General features: G+C 38.1%; 14 protein-coding genes and 1 tRNA gene. 5 read left to right on the top strand and 10 right to left on the bottom strand.

All coding sequences use genetic code 11. From position 1 onward, the window contains the following. Positions 1–22 precede the first annotated feature (22 nt). Positions 23–982, bottom strand: coding sequence for a hypothetical protein (locus WN948_RS00475; RefSeq protein WP_342305007.1), 960 nt, complete (start codon positions 980–982; stop codon positions 23–25). Between the two features lie 162 nt (positions 983–1,144). Further along, a tRNA-Leu gene (locus tag WN948_RS00470) sits at positions 1,145–1,229 on the bottom strand. An 85-nt stretch (positions 1,230–1,314) separates the two neighbouring features. On the opposite strand from WN948_RS00470, the gene WN948_RS00465 reads away from it, so the two are divergent. Then, positions 1,315–2,076 (top strand): MBL fold metallo-hydrolase, encoded by a 762-nt coding sequence (locus WN948_RS00465; protein WP_342305006.1) that lies wholly within the window; start codon positions 1,315–1,317, stop codon positions 2,074–2,076. Between the two features lie 93 nt (positions 2,077–2,169). Here WN948_RS00465 and WN948_RS00460 read toward each other — a convergent pair whose 3' ends face one another. From WN948_RS00460 to mtaA, 3 genes are all read right to left on the bottom strand, one after another. Next, entirely contained in the window at positions 2,170–2,712 is a 543-nt protein-coding gene (locus tag WN948_RS00460) for a DJ-1/PfpI family protein (protein WP_342305005.1), read from the bottom strand. Between the two features lie 239 nt (positions 2,713–2,951). Next, positions 2,952–5,003 (bottom strand): methyl-accepting chemotaxis protein, encoded by a 2,052-nt coding sequence (locus WN948_RS00455; protein WP_342305004.1) that lies wholly within the window; start codon positions 5,001–5,003, stop codon positions 2,952–2,954. Positions 5,004–5,520: 517 nt separating this feature from the next. Next, entirely contained in the window at positions 5,521–6,546 is a 1,026-nt protein-coding gene (gene mtaA, locus WN948_RS00450; protein WP_342305003.1) for a methylcobamide:CoM methyltransferase MtaA, read from the bottom strand. Positions 6,547–6,776: 230 nt separating this feature from the next. Between mtaA and WN948_RS00445 the strand changes: the two genes are divergently transcribed. Both WN948_RS00445 and WN948_RS00440 read left to right on the top strand, forming a co-directional pair. After that, positions 6,777–7,595 (top strand): hypothetical protein, encoded by an 819-nt coding sequence (locus WN948_RS00445; protein WP_342305002.1) that lies wholly within the window; start codon positions 6,777–6,779, stop codon positions 7,593–7,595. 8 nt (positions 7,596–7,603) lie between these two features. Then, positions 7,604–8,545: a hypothetical protein gene (locus tag WN948_RS00440; protein ID WP_342305001.1), complete on the top strand. Its 942-nt coding sequence runs from the start codon at positions 7,604–7,606 to the stop codon at positions 8,543–8,545. A 69-nt stretch (positions 8,546–8,614) separates the two neighbouring features. On the opposite strand, the gene WN948_RS00435 is transcribed toward WN948_RS00440, so the two are convergent. From WN948_RS00435 to WN948_RS00415, 5 genes are all read right to left on the bottom strand, one after another. Continuing rightward, positions 8,615–9,199: a Maf family nucleotide pyrophosphatase gene (locus WN948_RS00435; protein ID WP_342305000.1), complete on the bottom strand. Its 585-nt coding sequence runs from the start codon at positions 9,197–9,199 to the stop codon at positions 8,615–8,617. Between the two features lie 238 nt (positions 9,200–9,437). After that, positions 9,438–10,166 carry a hypothetical protein gene (locus WN948_RS00430; RefSeq protein ID WP_342304999.1) on the bottom strand — a complete coding sequence of 243 codons (729 nt, stop codon included), beginning with the start codon at positions 10,164–10,166 and terminating at the stop codon, positions 9,438–9,440. Positions 10,167–10,308: 142 nt separating this feature from the next. Next, on the bottom strand, positions 10,309–11,397 hold the full coding sequence (locus WN948_RS00425; protein ID WP_342304998.1) for a hypothetical protein: 1,089 nt from the start codon (positions 11,395–11,397) through the stop codon (positions 10,309–10,311). Between the two features lie 45 nt (positions 11,398–11,442). After that, entirely contained in the window at positions 11,443–11,886 is a 444-nt protein-coding gene (locus WN948_RS00420) for a hypothetical protein (RefSeq protein WP_342304997.1), read from the bottom strand. Between the two features lie 69 nt (positions 11,887–11,955). Next, complete coding sequence (locus WN948_RS00415) at positions 11,956–12,273, bottom strand: B12-binding domain-containing protein (RefSeq protein WP_342304996.1); 318 nt, start codon at positions 12,271–12,273, stop codon at positions 11,956–11,958. Between the two features lie 229 nt (positions 12,274–12,502). On the opposite strand from WN948_RS00415, the gene WN948_RS00410 reads away from it, so the two are divergent. Further along, positions 12,503–14,008, top strand: coding sequence for a small ribosomal subunit Rsm22 family protein (locus WN948_RS00410; protein WP_342304995.1), 1,506 nt, complete (start codon positions 12,503–12,505; stop codon positions 14,006–14,008). Positions 14,009–14,139: 131 nt separating this feature from the next. Further along, positions 14,140–16,605 carry a DUF3656 domain-containing protein gene (locus tag WN948_RS00405; protein ID WP_342304994.1) on the top strand — a complete coding sequence of 822 codons (2,466 nt, stop codon included), beginning with the start codon at positions 14,140–14,142 and terminating at the stop codon, positions 16,603–16,605. The last annotated feature ends 3 nt before the right edge of the window (positions 16,606–16,608 follow it).

Below are 16,608 nucleotides of genomic sequence, written 5' to 3'. Positions count from 1 at the left end.
TTGTAAGATTAAATTTTGATTTTTACCTATAACACTGAAAATCAGAGTCATACTTTTTTGTTCCACTTTCAATGTAGTATTTAGTGATTTGTCTAAATAATGGTGTCACTAGTTCTTCTGGTGCTGAGGGAAGAAAAACATCTTCTGCATTGAATTTATACAAAATACCATGCCTAGCAAAATAAACTCCCATTTTGTTAATAGAAAAATTAGCGAGTTCTTTTTTTTCTATCTTAAAATTTGTATAAGTGCTATAATTGTGTAAAATGAAATACGCCGTGAGCTGACGAAACATTTCTCTTGTTAATCTAGGTTCTTTAGTTACTTTCACATCAATTATTGCATCATCAATTATAAGATCAGCTTCAGTTATTTTATCAGAGATAAGTGGGGCTTCTAATGGTGTTTTTATATGGCATGTGTTTCTAAAATAAAAATGTTCAGGTGACAGAGTATTTATTAGGTTCCTTAAATCCTCAATATCTTTTGCTTCAATTTTTCCAAAATTTGAGTCAATTGGTACATAGTCATTCAAAGAACTTTCAATTTTAGCAAGTAAAAAACAACTTTTAATGACTTCGTCAGAAACGATTCCATTTTTTAGATATTTATGATACGAAAATTGAGCTGAATTGAGATTATCAATTAAGATTTTTATTTCTTTTTCATCTTTTCGTGGAACTTTTCCATAATACATGAATCTATCAGGTATATCAATTAATTTATGATTAAAAATGTCTAACTTTCCGCCTGCCTTGGTATTACAGTTAATTTCTGCCTTCCAAATAGGATCATCAATTTCTTGGTTTTCTCTTTTAAGATAGAAACGAATAAAATAATCAAACGCAATACCAACTAAAATATAGTTTTTTGTCAATGGTTCTGCTTTCATTTCAGATTCAATTTTATATTTTGGCATTTTTGTGTTTTTATCAATTAAATCTCGAACCTCTGGAATAGTAAGAAACTTTTTGAAATTCATAACTGAACTCACCATTAAATTTTAAATTATATTCTCAATAGTTTAGAATATAACTATATAAGTAAATGGGTATAGTCCAATTTTGAATTAATTTGATGAAAATAAAGTGATTAAATTTATAGAGTGGTATTTTTCTTAGTTACCTATATCCCTAAAAACAAGTGCGGGGGGAGGGATTCGAACCCTCGAAATCCTTCGATACTGGATCTTAAGTCCAGCGCCTTTGACCTAGCTGGGCAACCCCCGCATTTAGAAGAAGTATGGGTGCCGGTCATTTTGTTTTAAACACGGGATAATAACAATTAAGTTACTTAAGTCTTATTATAACAGGTATGGAAATTACGTTTCTTGGCACAGGAGTTGGCATACCTCAGGCTGGAAGGGTTCAGTCAGGTGTGCTTATGGATTTCGAGGGGAAATTATTGCTTTTTGACTGCGGGTGCGGTGTTCTTGGCAGGATACTGGAGAGCAAGCATAAACATACGGACATTGATGGCATCGTTCTCACGCATTTGCATCTTGACCATGTCGGGGATGTACTTGCCCTTATCAAGGCTAACTGGCTTGTTAAAAAGACGGATATGCGGTTATACGGGCCTCAGGGCACACGGGAATGGTTTGAAAAGACGCTGGACGTCTATGACTATCTAAAGGACAGGTTCACCGTTGACATCATAGAACTCTCGCCTGGGGATGAGTTTGCACCAGAGGGAAAAGGAGGAGATTGTACTATCACGTGTGCTAAGACCGTTCATACTAATAACTCACTGGCGTATCGCATTAAGAGCGAAGGCAAAAGCGTTGTTTATACAGGAGACACCGAGCCATGTGAAGCAGTAATGGAACTGGCAGAGGATGCAGATGTACTCATACATGAATGCTCGTTCCCGCTGGGATTCCCCATGACCAACCACACCACACCGGACATGTTCACCCTCATGCTGGAGGAGTATCCGATTAACGTCAAGGAACTCTACCTGACACACCTCTATCCTCACATGCATGGACATTACGAGGAAGCCAGACACCATATCAGGAAGTACTTTACTGGCAACGTCACCATTGCTAAAGACCTGATGGTAATCAAGCCTTAGTCTGCACAAAACTAATTAACAAAAGTCAAAAATGAAAAAAAGATGAAAAACTGAAAAACTAAGAAAATAAAATATTAAGCCGGTTATCCGGCTTTACCATTTCTCAAGAGCTTCAATAACAGCCTCACCAAATGCCTCAGCGCTTGGAGGATCACGGGCTGTAATGATATTCTCAGTAACTATTACATCTGCATCCTCATAATTTGCTTTGCCTTTTTTAAGCTCCTTGATAGATTCGGGGTCCTTAAAAACAGTAGCTTTTTTACCCTCAAGTATCCCTGCTCTTGCAAGTATCACAGGAGACACACAGATCGCAGCCACGACCTTCTCATGTTCAAAGGCATCAGCAACCAGTTGCTGCAACTTCTTATCCGGCCATAACAGTTTTCTTGAACCGCCACCACCTGAAATAACAATCGCATCATACTCGGAAATAATCACTTTATCTATAGGAACATCAGGTCTTACAGTCCCGCCAAGTGCCCCGGTAGCTACATCTGTAGTCTTGCTTGCAACAGTAATAGTTATTCCTGCATCCTCAAATACATCCCTGGGTTCAAAGAACTCCTCATCCCTGAAACCTTCCTGTGCAACAACCATCAAAACTTTTTTGCTATCTAAACTTGATCCTGACATATTATCACTTTGCTACCCAACTTATCCATATCATTTTTCAACTTTCCGGTAGAATCCTCCTCAACCAGACTATATTTTCTATAATTATTTTATGAGTATTATTATTCGCACAATTAGATAATTTTTGTTTCAAATACTTATATTTAACGAGTTGAAAAAGAAAAAGGAAAGAAAAAAGGACAATAACCAGATTCACAATTTAAAATGAAAGTAAAAGAGGAGGAAAAACTCCTCTTTGTTTATTCAATAATGTATTTTGAAACAATTTCCTGCATTTCAGAAGCCATCTGTGCAAGTTCCTGCGAACTCTTTGCAAGCTCCGTCATAGATGCATTTTGTTGTTCCACAGCCGCAGAGGTCTGCTCAGTGCCTGATGCAGTTTCTTGTGATATGGTAGCTACTTCATCAACAGTCGCAGTTATCTCTTCAATGGAAGCAGATTGTTCCTGTGCTGCAGCGGCAATGTTCCCTGTCATAAGAGCAACTTTGTCACTTTCCTCGACTATATTTTGTACAGCTTCTACAGTCCTTCCAAGTGAACTGACACCATTTGTAACTGTTATAACACCAGATTCCATTGAAGTGACTGCTGCATGGGTTCCCTCTTTGATCTCTGAAAGTAGATCAGATATCTGAGACGCTGCAGTACCTGAGTTTTCTGCAAGCTTTCTGACCTCATCTGCAACAACCGCAAATCCACGACCATGTTCTCCTGCCCTTGCAGCTTCTATCGCCGCGTTAAGAGCAAGCAGGTTTGTCTGGTCTGCAATACTGGTGATAAGAGCAACTATCTCACCGATCTGGTTAGACTTGGCCTCAAGTTGCTTAATAACAGTCGCTGAATCATTTGTAGCAGCCTGAATATCATCCATCTGTACCAGCAGGTCTTTTGACTGGATGCCAACATCAGATATAACGTCCTTTGACGTGTTTGCTGCTTCTGCTGCCTGCTGAGCATTGACTGCAATATCCTGCACACCAACGGTCATGTCACTCATTGTCTTGGCAACATCATCTGACATGGAAGACTGTTCATTTGAACCTTTAGCTATCTCACCAACGGTTGTGGATATCTCTGTGGATGCAGCAGTCATTTCCTCAATGGACGCTGACATTTCTTCAGCTGTTGCAGCAACATTGTTTGCACTCTTGCTGACCACGTTAATAATATTAGTCAATGAACTTAGAATATCATTCAGACCCTTTGGAATTGCAATAAAATCAATGTCAACATCTGTTTCAGCTTTGGTATCGATCTTACCTTCAAGCGCATCATTTGATATCTTCTTAAAGTCCGCAACGATTTTTTGGATTCCACCTGAAATGGATCTGCTTATCAGGAATGCTGCAGCAGAACCAAGAACCGTAAATACAAGTATAGCAGCTATTATTCCATCCTTTATCACCCTAACAGGAGCTTCAAATTCATCAATATAAGTACCAGATGCAATGATCCAGTCCTTTTCCTCAAAGTAGGTGTAACTTATTGCCTTATCACGACCCTGCCATTCATAAACGACATCACCTTCTTTTTCGGCGATCATTTGTTTGGCAAAATCATTGCTGCCAAGGTTATCTCCCTCTATGCTTGGATGAATAATGACATCACCATTTGAATCCATTACAAACATGTATCCTGTTTCACCGAAAGTGATACTGGACATCTGTTCTTTGACCACAAGACGGTAGTACTCTTCAGGAATACCAACAAAAAGGATGCCTATTATATTTCCGGAAGCATCTTTTATCGGCTCATAAGTACTCAAATAACGGTCCCCAAGAACACTGGCTATTCCATTATATGTTTGTCCTTTCTGTACAACAGCTTCATAAACGGCATCAGATACAGCAGTCCCCATAATACGTTTTCCACTCTCATCGAGTATAGTAGTAGAGATACGAATTGCGGAATTATCAATTACCTGAAAAACAGTTACTTCTGCCCCATTTTGCTCTTTGATAGAGTCAACCATGTCATATTTACTATTGGCAGTATAATCATCTCCAAATAACAGCTCACCATCAGATATTTTTGGGTCACCAAGTTTATAAAAACTATTGTGAGCTACATCCAGATTAAGTTCAACATTATCCTGGGCAAGGGAAAATACAGTATCTATATACTGCTTTTCCATGAAGACTTGTTCTTCAAGTCTATCCTGCAATTCTTTTTCAATAGCAGTTGAAGTTTGCTCATAAGCAAACAACCCAACAGCTGCCATTGGCAAAATTGTAAGGATCAAAGCAAACGCAATGATCTTTCGATTGATCGTAATGTTTTTTAAATTCAATTGACCACATCCTCCATTTGTATATACGCTAAATCAAATTTGATAACAATGTTAAAACCACATTTTTAAACAGATATGTATAAGTCACACAATAAAATTAGATTATTATATAATTTTAATACATATAAAAGTACTCACTGATATTGTAGCAATATAAAAAATCTGCGTCTGTATATTGATATATTGCATATACTTATTAATAGACCACAATATATTACTCAATAAAATTAGTTAGCTTTTTATACACAATATGTAAAAATGATATACAGTTATGCAATTGTGTATTTAAAACCTCAAAAAAATGAATATTATAAGCGCATCAAAAAAACACCTTTGTATATACACCAATTATACACGTAGCTCTCCCTTATGAAACCAGGGTCAAACTAGACGACATATACTATTTACACAAAAAAAATCAAATAACAGAAGCATTGTCCATTGCCATTTCATTTCAGCAAATCCACAACTTCTGTTAACAGACATATACTACAAAGTATTATATTGCTAGTAATTCTTATTCTTTATAAAATTCATCTCTTGCTTCCACAAAGGCCTTTATGCTCTCAATTGATGTGCGTGGAGCGATACCACATCCAGGGGCCAGTATACCTACTCCATCCATAATACATTGTTTTGCTTCTTTTTTAATGTGGTCAGGCGATTTACCAAGCAAGGTTGCAGCAGGTGACACATTACCTATAAGGCATACTCTACCTGAAACGATCTGACTCGCATAAGCGAGATCTACTTTTTCTTCTATGCTAAGCCCATGGAATCCAGATTCAGACATAATATCCAGAATATCCGTAGCGTCACCACAAATATGAAGAATTGAATGCCCTTTTAGATTTCTAGTCAGTAACCGATAATGTGGGATTACAAGAGATTCAAACAATGGTGGCGGGAAAAGATCAGGACCTGCCTCTGAATCAATTATAACTACTGCATCTGCTCCGTGATCAAAAAGAGCATTGGCATATTCTGTGCATACTTTGGTACCAATAGCAAACAGCTCTGTAAGAAGGTCGGATTCAGTTATACACCACCGCAAGTAGTTATTTGCACCACATAGATAAAAAGCAATGGCTGCAGGTCCTATCATTCCTGCAATTACTGGAACATCGTCTGATATCCTGCTTTTTATTATATCAGTAGCTTCAAGCATTGTTTTTATTCTTTTACTTTCAAGTAATTTCTCCGGGATAGAAAATCCGGTAACATCTTCTTTATCCTTGCATGGAAAATCAAGCTGGTAAGGTTGTGTATCAAGAGAACCTTCTGCAATAGTACATCCAAGGCTCTCAGCTAGAACTGTGGTACAAAAGGGATACCTGACAGCTTCAAGCCCTGTTAGCTCATGTGCAGCAATAGCCAATGTGGCCATTTTTTCAGGATCATAATTAGCATCGGGCCATTTTGCGCCGCTTATTTCCATAAGTTCAACTATTCCTGTTTGAGTTACCGAACAGACAGGAACTTTATCCACATTTTTTCTTTCCAGGGAATTGATAAAACGCTCTTTTAATGTTAGACCAGACAAACAGAACTCCTCAATAATTCTATGTATCCAGGTTATTTAAAAGACTATCTTTTCTCCACATTTACAAATATTGTTTTTAGTGGACATTACTTATTTGTATGCATATCTGCTGGAATTATTGCCAATCAACCTAGGTTATTAATATATTATTAAAATAAATAAAAAACAATAATAAAAATTATCAAAGGGTTTTTAAACTTTTGAGTACTTTCAAAAGTGAGGTATTAATTATGACAGAACTAGTCCGGAAAATAATAGTGATCGCATCACTTTTAGCCATGGTAATAATATCAGGTTGCACAACAACCGTTGGACCAATAGACTCTGTAAGCCCTGAAAATGTATTTATTGACGCCTCCCCGGTAGTCATTAAAGAATTCCAGGAACAGGACATATCCCTGAAAATAAGTAACAATGCTACACAGTCCATTGATTCCGTAATGGTTTCAAGTTACATGCCATTTATAATTACAGGAACAGATTCTCTTAATATAGCAGGAAAAGAGAATGCTGCCGATACTGCTGAATCTTCTATTCTTAACTCAAAGATAATGGCACCGGCTTTTGACACAGATACAAATGAATCCGCTGTGACCATCAGTTACCTTTCAGGAACAGATGATGAAGGATTGCAGATAACAAAGACAAAATCAGTTCCTGTAGAAGTAACCATACTTCCGGACGTACAACTCCAGTTCCTTGGATTTGTAAAGGATATGGATTCATTGCGTACAACTTCAGCAGAAGCCTGGGAACTTGAAGCCGGAGAAAATGCAACCATTACATTCTCAGTAAAGAATCATGGACAGAGCACTGTGCCTGCTGGCATACTAACTGTTGTGGCAGATGTTGACAATAAACTCATAGCAGACCAGGCATCCATGAATATAAGCGAGGCAATGGCAAGAAGTGGAACATCCCATACTAAGGGAATGCAGATACCTGTGAAAGATGATGCACCAAATGGTGAGACCGATATCTATGTCAGATTAATGTATGGTGACCATATCGTAGATGAACAGAAACTTGTGCTGAAAGTTAAACTGTAGGCGATAGCATGAAAGTTGTGAACCTTCTGCTTTTCTTTTCCATTTTTCTGTTTTGTATCTCCAGTGGATGCCTGAACGAGAATGTAGTAAAAGAAGTCCAGCATCCTGTAATCACCAATGTAGATGTGATGTCAACACTGGCGGATGAAGAGTTCGAGCTTAAGGTAACTGTCTACACGCAAAATCCCATGGCTAGTGATACAGGCACACTTTCCATCAAGGTAAAAACAAAAGACCCATCTACAAATCTGATAACATCAGATCATACAGAAAATGTAGGCTACCTTAAAGCAAATTCCCAGACATATAAAGCCCTTAATTTCAACGTTCCTAAAAGTGGGGAACAGCTCGTTATAGTGGAATTGTTCGAAGACAATAACCTTGTAGATGAGTATACTAGCCAGATACGGCTCATTGAAGGAACAACTGAACCTGTTTCAAATGTGATTCTGACCGACCTGATGATAGAAACCATACAGGCAACAAATTATGGTGAGGATATTATTTTTGAAGCTTCACCAGGACTCTACAATCAGGGCGATGAAGCAGACAAAATCAATATAGTTGTCACAGCAGTCGTTGATCAGTACACAAGATACACAGGCAGTGTCATTGTCTCAAACGTAGAACATGGTCAAAGAACAAGAGGAACTGTAAGAATGACTGTTCCGGCCGATGAATCCTACAGCTTTGAGGTGGATGTCATCACAGATGGTCTAATAGCTGCAAATGCGCAAACCAGCGAATCAATTAAGCTCCATGACCTGAAACTGAAGACACCAATGACATATACGCTTCTTGAATCAGACATACCTGTTGATGATGAGATGCCCGTAGAAGAAGATGAAGAAGATACAGCTGCAGAATCTCCCGGATTTGAAATTCCTATGCTGGTGATTTCCATGCTTTGTGCTGCGGGAATTATAAGAAAGAATAAAAGGAAAATCTAAAAGTATCTTAGTTTTCTTTTTCTTTCTTTTTTCTCATTTTTTATTAAGCTTTCTTTGATGAAAAACATTTTAGGAAAACAGGACATTTACATTGAATTTATCAAGCATATTTGACAGCCTGAAAAGTGGAAGACCCACAACATTGAAAAAGTCACCATCAATCCTCTCAACAAGTATAGCTCCTTTCCCTTGTATTGCAAAGGCACCTGCTTTGCCAAAAGGCTCTCCTGTGTTGATATAATCTCTTATCAGCTGTTCCGGCATTTTCCTCATCCAGACGGTTGTTAGTTCATATTCCGTAATTTCTTCTCTGCTACAAACATCCATTACAGTCAATCCGGTAATCGCCTTTATCTGTTGTCCGTTTATTTTTTGCAGTATCTCTTGTGCATGATACTCATCAGCTGGTTTTCCAAGTACTTCGCCCCTGCAAACGACAACTGTATCAGCAGAGATAATTACGCCTTCTTCGAGATTATCCGCCACATCAACTGCTTTTTCAAAAGAGTGATGCATGACAAGTTCAACAGGACTCAAACCTTTGCCTGTGTCTTCTGCATAAGAACTCACATAAATATCAAAATCCGGACCTATCAATTGCTCTAACAGCTCTTTTCTTCTCGCAGATGCAGAAGCAAGGATAATCCTGTTCATGAATATGTAAAAGACAGGTGAAAATATCTACTTTGTGACAAAAGCTCAATTAATTGCAAAAAGCATATTGCTGTTTTATAAAAAATAAATTTTATGACTCTATTAAAATCCTGTATAAATTACACCATCATGTTAAATTACAAAAATATCAATATCAAAATGTGTATTTCAAATAATTATTAATTTCTATAATCACTTGAATAATACGAATTTATACAGAGACTGCACACTAAAACAGCTAGTTAAAACTAGAGATTATCTTGTCAATATCATCTTTATTATTTCCAGGTATCGGAACATTTACAGTATAGCTTCTAGGTCCTGTTCGATCAAAGAAATCATAGACTACCTCTATATGATTATATGGTTCTTCTTGAAATTCTGCAAAACTGAATTTTGATAGTGGAAAGTCCCATGTATGAAATTCTTTATTCAAAAGAACTCCTTTCTCAAGCAAAATGACCTCTCCCACGCTTTTTCTCTTGAAATAGAACAGGATCGAAGGAAAGACATATCCCATGAAAAAATAAAGCCCAAATAAACCTAGCATCACCATAAACATGAAAAAATTACCCTCAGGTGCAAACACAATGATCGGAACAAATATGATTGCAGTTATCACTGATAAAAAAATAGCCATTAAACTTCCCATATCATTTCGATAATCCTCTTCGTGCGATAAATAATTCCACCATTCTTCATTCGTGTATTTCCAATGGACGATCATCTTTTTCTGATTGATAGCCTTATCCAGAACTTTAACGTTTTTCCTAGTTGTCCTGATAAAGAATAATGAAGTCAACACAATAGTGATAGAGACCATAATAAACAAACCATCAAACGAGTTTATATCAAAAGTGATGTAGCTATGTAGGCCGAGAACAGTAAAGAAAATAGCTGCATAAATCCACCTATTTAAGGCTACTCTTTGAGGATTTTTGATTTTTGGGATGGTATCTTGATTCATGCTATTAAGCCATGATACATTTTATGGTTTAAAAAACAATATGTTTTGACTCTGTAGAAAAATAGAATGGAATTTGGTGGGGAATTGCATTATAATGGAAAAAGCAGTTGAAGGCAAACTACTGTTGCCTTCATAAGCAGAATTAATCTTCAGTTGAGATTGTTTCATTTACCCATTCATCCATGTTGTTAGCACCCATTATCGGGCTGTTGTCAAACATAGGAATTTCCACAGGATACCATTTTTGCAGGAAAGTGAGCATGTGGTATTTCATAAAAACACTCGCAGGCATTCCTACAAAAGCCATCATAAATATGAACATAATAAATTCGACAACTAATATTGGAATAAACAAGATCCACACAGTAGTATCCGCAAATATTGCTGAAAAACCAAAGTATAGAATGAGGTCCACAATAAGAAGCAAAATTCCCAATGCTATCATTGCTATGATTGCCAGAATTGCCAGAAGTATACCTACTGCAATAGCAAGCACCAAACGACCTATCCAATATATTGCCATCTGTTTCCAATCAGACCTGAACTGTCCAAACACCCGAAATAAAGACGAAAATATGTTGCATTCTGAGTACATAGAAACGGGTATGGCCAGATTGACAAATGATCCAATTATGCCTGCGATAATAGCAATTACAAAAATAATGGCAAAAATTCCCACAATAAGTAATGCAATAGAAGCTGCGCCTAAATTGTCAATTCCCCCATTCATACCACCTATGATAAAAAATAAAGGCAATGCAAGAATGGCAAAAACCAGAAGAACTCCCAAAACTACAATTATACGCAAAACATAAAGAGCTACTCCTTTTACCAGATACCTGCTAAAATACTCCCGTATCCGTACATCATTGTGAACCAGTGATTCCACAAAAACGAATTCCATTACACTTCCTATCAAACTCAGAAGAAGAGCAAATAGGAAGATGAATACTATAGCTAAGATGACAAGTGTAACTCCAGAATAAGACATCAGATGCTCATAAAAATTGCTAATAATTTCGATGAATCCCTGTGGAATCCCGGAAAGATCTGGTTCAGAACCACCATAAGGACCGCCATTACCGCCACCATTGAAACCACTGCCGACGCCACCGATAAATAAGACAATAATGGCAAGTTTTAGCCACTTCCAGATGTCAAAAGGTTCAATAAGGCATGTTCGTGTCCTTTCTATTGCACGATCAACTGCATCTATTACATACCAGCTCATATAAATAAATAGTAAAGGTTGAGTTATATAGTTACTGATTTAAAGCTAATTAAACTGCGCATTAATACCACTTCGTTTTCTGGCTCCGAGAATGACCGCTTTTAACATAACAAACCCGTCATCTTCAGGATAATAATTTATTGCCCTTTCCAGTATCTCCAATGATCTATCAGACATTGAAGATTGCAGGCAGGCATCTGCAAAGATTATAAGAACATTCTTTGAGTATGGTTCCATTTCCAGTGCATCTTCCAGAAGTTCAATACCTTTTTCAGAATCCTCCACCAGACAATATGCGAATCCTTTCATTGAAAGAGCATGTTCATCAGCAGGGTGTTCTTTTAATATTTCATCCAGACAGGATATTGCTTTTTCGTACAATCCGTCAGCAATCAGCGTATCTAATCTGCACATCAGGAGCTTTTCATGTGTGGCAGAACTATCCATAATAAAAAAAGGATGTTCATCACTAATAAATATTACAGCCATAGAAGTGTTATAGCAGACTAATAAAAAAAGAAAATCAGAATTAAAGTAGCAAATCTAAGTAAGCCTGAATCAGGCCCTTATTGCAATATTACCGAATATACTAAAATCCATGTGATTTTCCATTGCGCAGGATTTGAGCAGTGAAATACCTTTTTCCATTATTTTGGAAGCTGCAAATATATGCAAAAGCGGAACATCTCCTTTTTCGAAACGATCTCCCATCTCTCTCATTCCCTCTATAAATCCAAGTTCTATTAGATCAACAGGGTCCATGCCTGCATCAACCGCTTCCCGGACGGCAGATTCAGCTTCCATGCTGTCAAAGTTGAGAACAGATTCCCGTGCTTTTTCTATTATCTTATTGAATAGTGATTTTTCAGATTCCATATAAACAATCCTAATTTTTATTGTGGAGTATTCATCGCCCATTTGGAACTAAATCCACTTCTGTCGTCTTGATCTTTGGAGGTAGTCCATTTTAGTTGATTTAAGACAACTAAATTTGATTATGTGTAGCTACTATATAAATTATTCGACTCAGACCCAATCACGGTAAAACATGATTCAAAAACTTCCATCAGTATATTTATCATGTTGGAGAGGCTATGAAACCATAATGTCAGACAGGGAAATCATATCTACATTCAAATACGTTTCACGCATGAAACCAGAATTCATGTTATCAGAGCTTACTGACTATCTAAATGAGGAAACATCCGTCCAACAGGTATACAATACTCTTAAACCCCTGTTCTTCGACCTTGGAATCGATGTTGTTATCAATAAGGATGATTTCAGGATTGTTCGTGCAACTCCTCAAAAGAAAATGGAACTTACTGATGAGGAAATAAAAAAGAATGACCTTTTTTTCAAGTCAACTGCTGTTTCCAGAAAAATGGAACGTCATATCGAACAATATATCGAAAAGAAGACCAGCAAAGACTGGGACGACCCCATCGTTTTAGATAAAATAAGAAGAGCCATTCGCTATCAGAAAGCCAGCTACTGGAAAGAAGGCAATGCAAGAAACATAAGCTATGAAAAAGGATATAGCATCCTTGGATACCTTGCTTATCAGTTCCCTGTATATTTTATACAATTTCAATATCTTCTCTACGACCTGGCAAAGGACGGTCTTCTGAAGAACCGTATGAAAATACTTGATGTAGGAACCGGACCGGGTACAATCCCACTGGCAATTATCGACTTTTACAACCGTCTTGACGACCGCAAGGCAAACATCCATACAATTGAACTCTTCGACGAAAACATAGAGGCATATAATTTCCTCGTTCCACAGTATGCAGACATAAAATCAAATGTCACTGTTGAAGAACCTATCAGAGCCGATGTGAGTAAACTGGAAATTGAAAAACTTCCGGACAACATTGACCTTATGGTCTTTTCCAATGTCCTGAATGAGATGAAAGGCCTAAGCCTTGAACAAAGGGCTGATATCGTAAAGAACATGGCAGAAAAACTCACACCTGATGGTAATATCATAATAATAGAACCTGCTGACAAGGTTAATTCAACTGAGATGAGAGCACTCACCATAATACTGAAGAGAATGGGAATCAAGATATATAGCCCATGTTCATTCATCTGGTCGGGTGAATGTACCCTTAAAACATGCTGGAGCTTCGATCATAAAAAAGATATTGAGATTACCAGGGTCATGAGCAAACTGGCAGAATGCGATGAGCCTTATCGTTACATTAATACCGATATCAAATACTCATATGCGATACTCAGGAAGGACAAACTGTCAAAGCAGAATCTCATGGTTCCTGATAAAGCAAAATTCGCACGCATGGCAAAAATTGACAAACATAATACTAAACGTATAAATGTGGTAGGTTCACTGATGTCAGGTGATCTGGGTGATGAGAAGTACAAACTCTACAGAATATGCGACGGTACTTCAAAAAAGGCAGTCTATGCAGTGTTACCATCCCATAACCTTTCAGAAGATAATGAAGTGATCACAAAAGCAGGATATGGAAGTATACTTAAAATCTATAATGTGCTTGTCAAATACAATGAAGCAACTGATGCATACAACCTGCTAATAGGGAAAGGGACCACAATTGAACCCCTGTCCGGAGACATGGGACAGTAAAAAGAGTTATTCCAAATAAATTATTTTAAACTAAACGAACATATTGAAAGGATACGAAAAGAGCTATTCATTCCTGTGTTCTAAATTTTACTTATCGATTTATCATTCAACCTAATAAGAATCTGATCTGCATGCATAATAACAAATCTTCAACCTGTACTCCTCCTGAGATCCTGGCACCTGCTGGTGACCCGGAAGCCCTGAAAGCCGCCATAAAAGGAGGAGCAGACGCTGTTTACCTTGGAGTTGGGCAGTTAAATGCTCGCCAGGGTGCAAATAATTTTTCCGTAGAGGACCTCAGGGACAATATCGATCTTGCACATACCTATGGAGTTAAGGTATTCATTGCTCTTAATATTCCACTCAAGCAACATGAGGTTCAAGAGGCCATAGATATTGTTCATAAGGCATACGCATACAATATAGATGGAATTATACTGGAAGACTTAGGTCTTTTCTTTTTACTAAAAGAGCATTTCCCGGACCTTCCACTACATGCAAGTACCCAGATGACGATCCACAACCCACAAGGTGTTGATTTTATCAGGGATGCAGGTGCTTCAAGAGTCATACTCTCAAGGGAACTGAGCACGGAGCAGGTCAAAAGTATTATAGACAAAACATCAGTTGAAATCGAACTTTTTGTTCACGGTGCCCTTTGTTATTCATTTTCAGGTCGATGCCTGTTCAGTACTGCCATAACGGACAGAAGCGCAAACAGAGGCGCATGTTTCCAGCCTTGCAGACGGCCGTATAAACTGTCAGTCGATGGACAGATCGTAGACAGCAAACGGGTAGGTGAGTATCCAATAAGCTGTGCAGAACTCTGTACCTTCCCGGGGCTTGAAGACATTATAAAGACAGGTGTCAAGAGCCTCAAAATAGAAGGCAGGATGAAAAAACCGGAGTACGTGACCGCCAGTGCAAGAACCTACAAAAATGTTGCAGAAAAAGTATGCGATACAGGTGAGAATTTCAGTACAGAAGAACTTGAGGAAATGGAGAACGAGCTTGCAAAACTATTCTATAGGGGCTTTACCCGGGGTTTTGTTCTTGGTGAAGAAGATGTCACACAACGCAAATACAGTGCCAATTACGGTGCCTATCTGGGAATAGTGGATAATATAACTAAGTCCACAAAAGAAGGTGAAATGACCATTACACCTCTTCAGGATATAAAGGTAAATGACGGTATCAGCATAAATACTCGCATCAGGATCATAGGTTGTCGTGTTCATGGTATTCTTGTTAATGGTGAGGCTGTACAGGTTGCCAGGAAAGGAGAGGAAACCACTCTGCTGATAAGTGCAAAGACCAGCAAATCCATAAGAAAGAACGATGAGGTCTATGTATCTACCGACCCTCAATTACTTGAAAGCTTACAGAACATTGAGCTTCAAACCACTCCCCTGATAATAACAATTCATGCAAGAAAGGGAGAAAAGCTGCATATCAACGTGAAAAGCAGGAAAAGGGAAACTGAAGCCATCAGTGATTACATAGTGCAGGAAGCAAAAAGTTCTCCCACAAGCCAGGAGCAAATGATAGCAACTCTTGGAAAACTCGGTGATACAACATTCCACGTCGAAGATATTATTCTGGATGTTGACGATAATATTTTCATTCCCCTTGGAGCACTTTCAGGTACTAGAAGGGAAGCAGTTGAAGAGCTGTTTAATTCCAGATTCCCAAGAGAGGGCAGGAACCGCAGTTGTCCCACTGTTTCCACAGGATATAAGCGGGAAGAAAGCAAAAAGAAAGCAAAAAGACCTCTGTTAAGTGTTGAGGTTTCAGAGATCGATTCAATTTTTACTGCATCCAAATCTGGCGCTGATATTGTTTATGCACCTATTCATCTATTCACTGAATTGATGAATGAGAATAATATCCTCAGGACTAACGGCCTGAAGGAAAAGGATGTGGAATTTGTCCTGATGACACCACAGGTAAGTTTTGAAGAAGAAATGCCTGCACTAAAAGAACTGATGCAACAGGTTGCAGATGCAGGATTCAAACTTGCATGTTCTAATTACGGAACAATCCGACTGGCAAATGAAATGGATGCACCCTTTGTTACCCAAAAAGAGTTCAATGCCTTCAATTCTTACACAGTAAATGCATTCCGAACATCCGGTGCTTACCGTGTTACACTTTCAAGTGAACTAAACCTTGAAGAAACACAGGAGGTTTGCATTAACGCAGATCCTGATATACAAATAGAGGTCATGGCATATGGACGTGAACTTCTGCTTGTGACAAAGAATGACCTGTTAGGTCCTCTTATTGAAGACGGGACTATCGAAACTGACAGTGAGGTGCTACTTGTGGATAACACCAAAGGCTCATTCCCGGTGAAGCGAGAAGGTGAGCGTACCCTTATCTACAATTCCACGGTCCTGAACATGGTGGAGGAAATTGATAAACTTTGTACATCAGGTGCTGATGTGTTAAGACTTGACCTTTCCCTTTATGAAAAAGTGGATGTAAAGGATATCACACGCAATTACAGAAGAGCACTTGACGGCAAACAGATTAAACTGAAGTCCACAAGGGATGAGGAATACGATCAGGGACACTATTTCAAAGGTGTACTATAAATC

This window comes from Methanolobus sp. ZRKC5 (assembly GCF_038446525.1).
Taxonomy (GTDB): domain Archaea; phylum Halobacteriota; class Methanosarcinia; order Methanosarcinales; family Methanosarcinaceae; genus Methanolobus.
Note: the sequence above shows the minus strand (reverse complement) of the source record. Positions and strands in the feature narration are given on the sequence as shown.

Excerpts from the sequence above, each read along its gene's own strand:
- WN948_RS00475 (WP_342305007.1), bottom strand. The coding sequence starts at position 982 with ATGAATTTCAAAAAGTTTCTTACTATTCCAGAGGTTCGAGATTTAATT.
- WN948_RS00465 (WP_342305006.1), top strand. The coding sequence starts at position 1,315 with ATGGAAATTACGTTTCTTGGCACAGGAGTTGGCATACCTCAGGCTGGA.
- WN948_RS00460 (WP_342305005.1), bottom strand. The coding sequence starts at position 2,712 with ATGTCAGGATCAAGTTTAGATAGCAAAAAAGTTTTGATGGTTGTTGCA.
- WN948_RS00445 (WP_342305002.1), top strand. The coding sequence starts at position 6,777 with ATGACAGAACTAGTCCGGAAAATAATAGTGATCGCATCACTTTTAGCC.
- WN948_RS00440 (WP_342305001.1), top strand. The coding sequence starts at position 7,604 with ATGAAAGTTGTGAACCTTCTGCTTTTCTTTTCCATTTTTCTGTTTTGT.
- WN948_RS00435 (WP_342305000.1), bottom strand. The coding sequence starts at position 9,199 with ATGAACAGGATTATCCTTGCTTCTGCATCTGCGAGAAGAAAAGAGCTG.
- WN948_RS00430 (WP_342304999.1), bottom strand. The coding sequence starts at position 10,166 with ATGAATCAAGATACCATCCCAAAAATCAAAAATCCTCAAAGAGTAGCC.
- WN948_RS00425 (WP_342304998.1), bottom strand. The coding sequence starts at position 11,397 with ATGAGCTGGTATGTAATAGATGCAGTTGATCGTGCAATAGAAAGGACA.
- WN948_RS00420 (WP_342304997.1), bottom strand. The coding sequence starts at position 11,886 with ATGGCTGTAATATTTATTAGTGATGAACATCCTTTTTTTATTATGGAT.
- WN948_RS00415 (WP_342304996.1), bottom strand. The coding sequence starts at position 12,273 with ATGGAATCTGAAAAATCACTATTCAATAAGATAATAGAAAAAGCACGG.
- WN948_RS00410 (WP_342304995.1), top strand. The coding sequence starts at position 12,503 with ATGTCAGACAGGGAAATCATATCTACATTCAAATACGTTTCACGCATG.
- WN948_RS00405 (WP_342304994.1), top strand. The coding sequence starts at position 14,140 with ATGCATAATAACAAATCTTCAACCTGTACTCCTCCTGAGATCCTGGCA.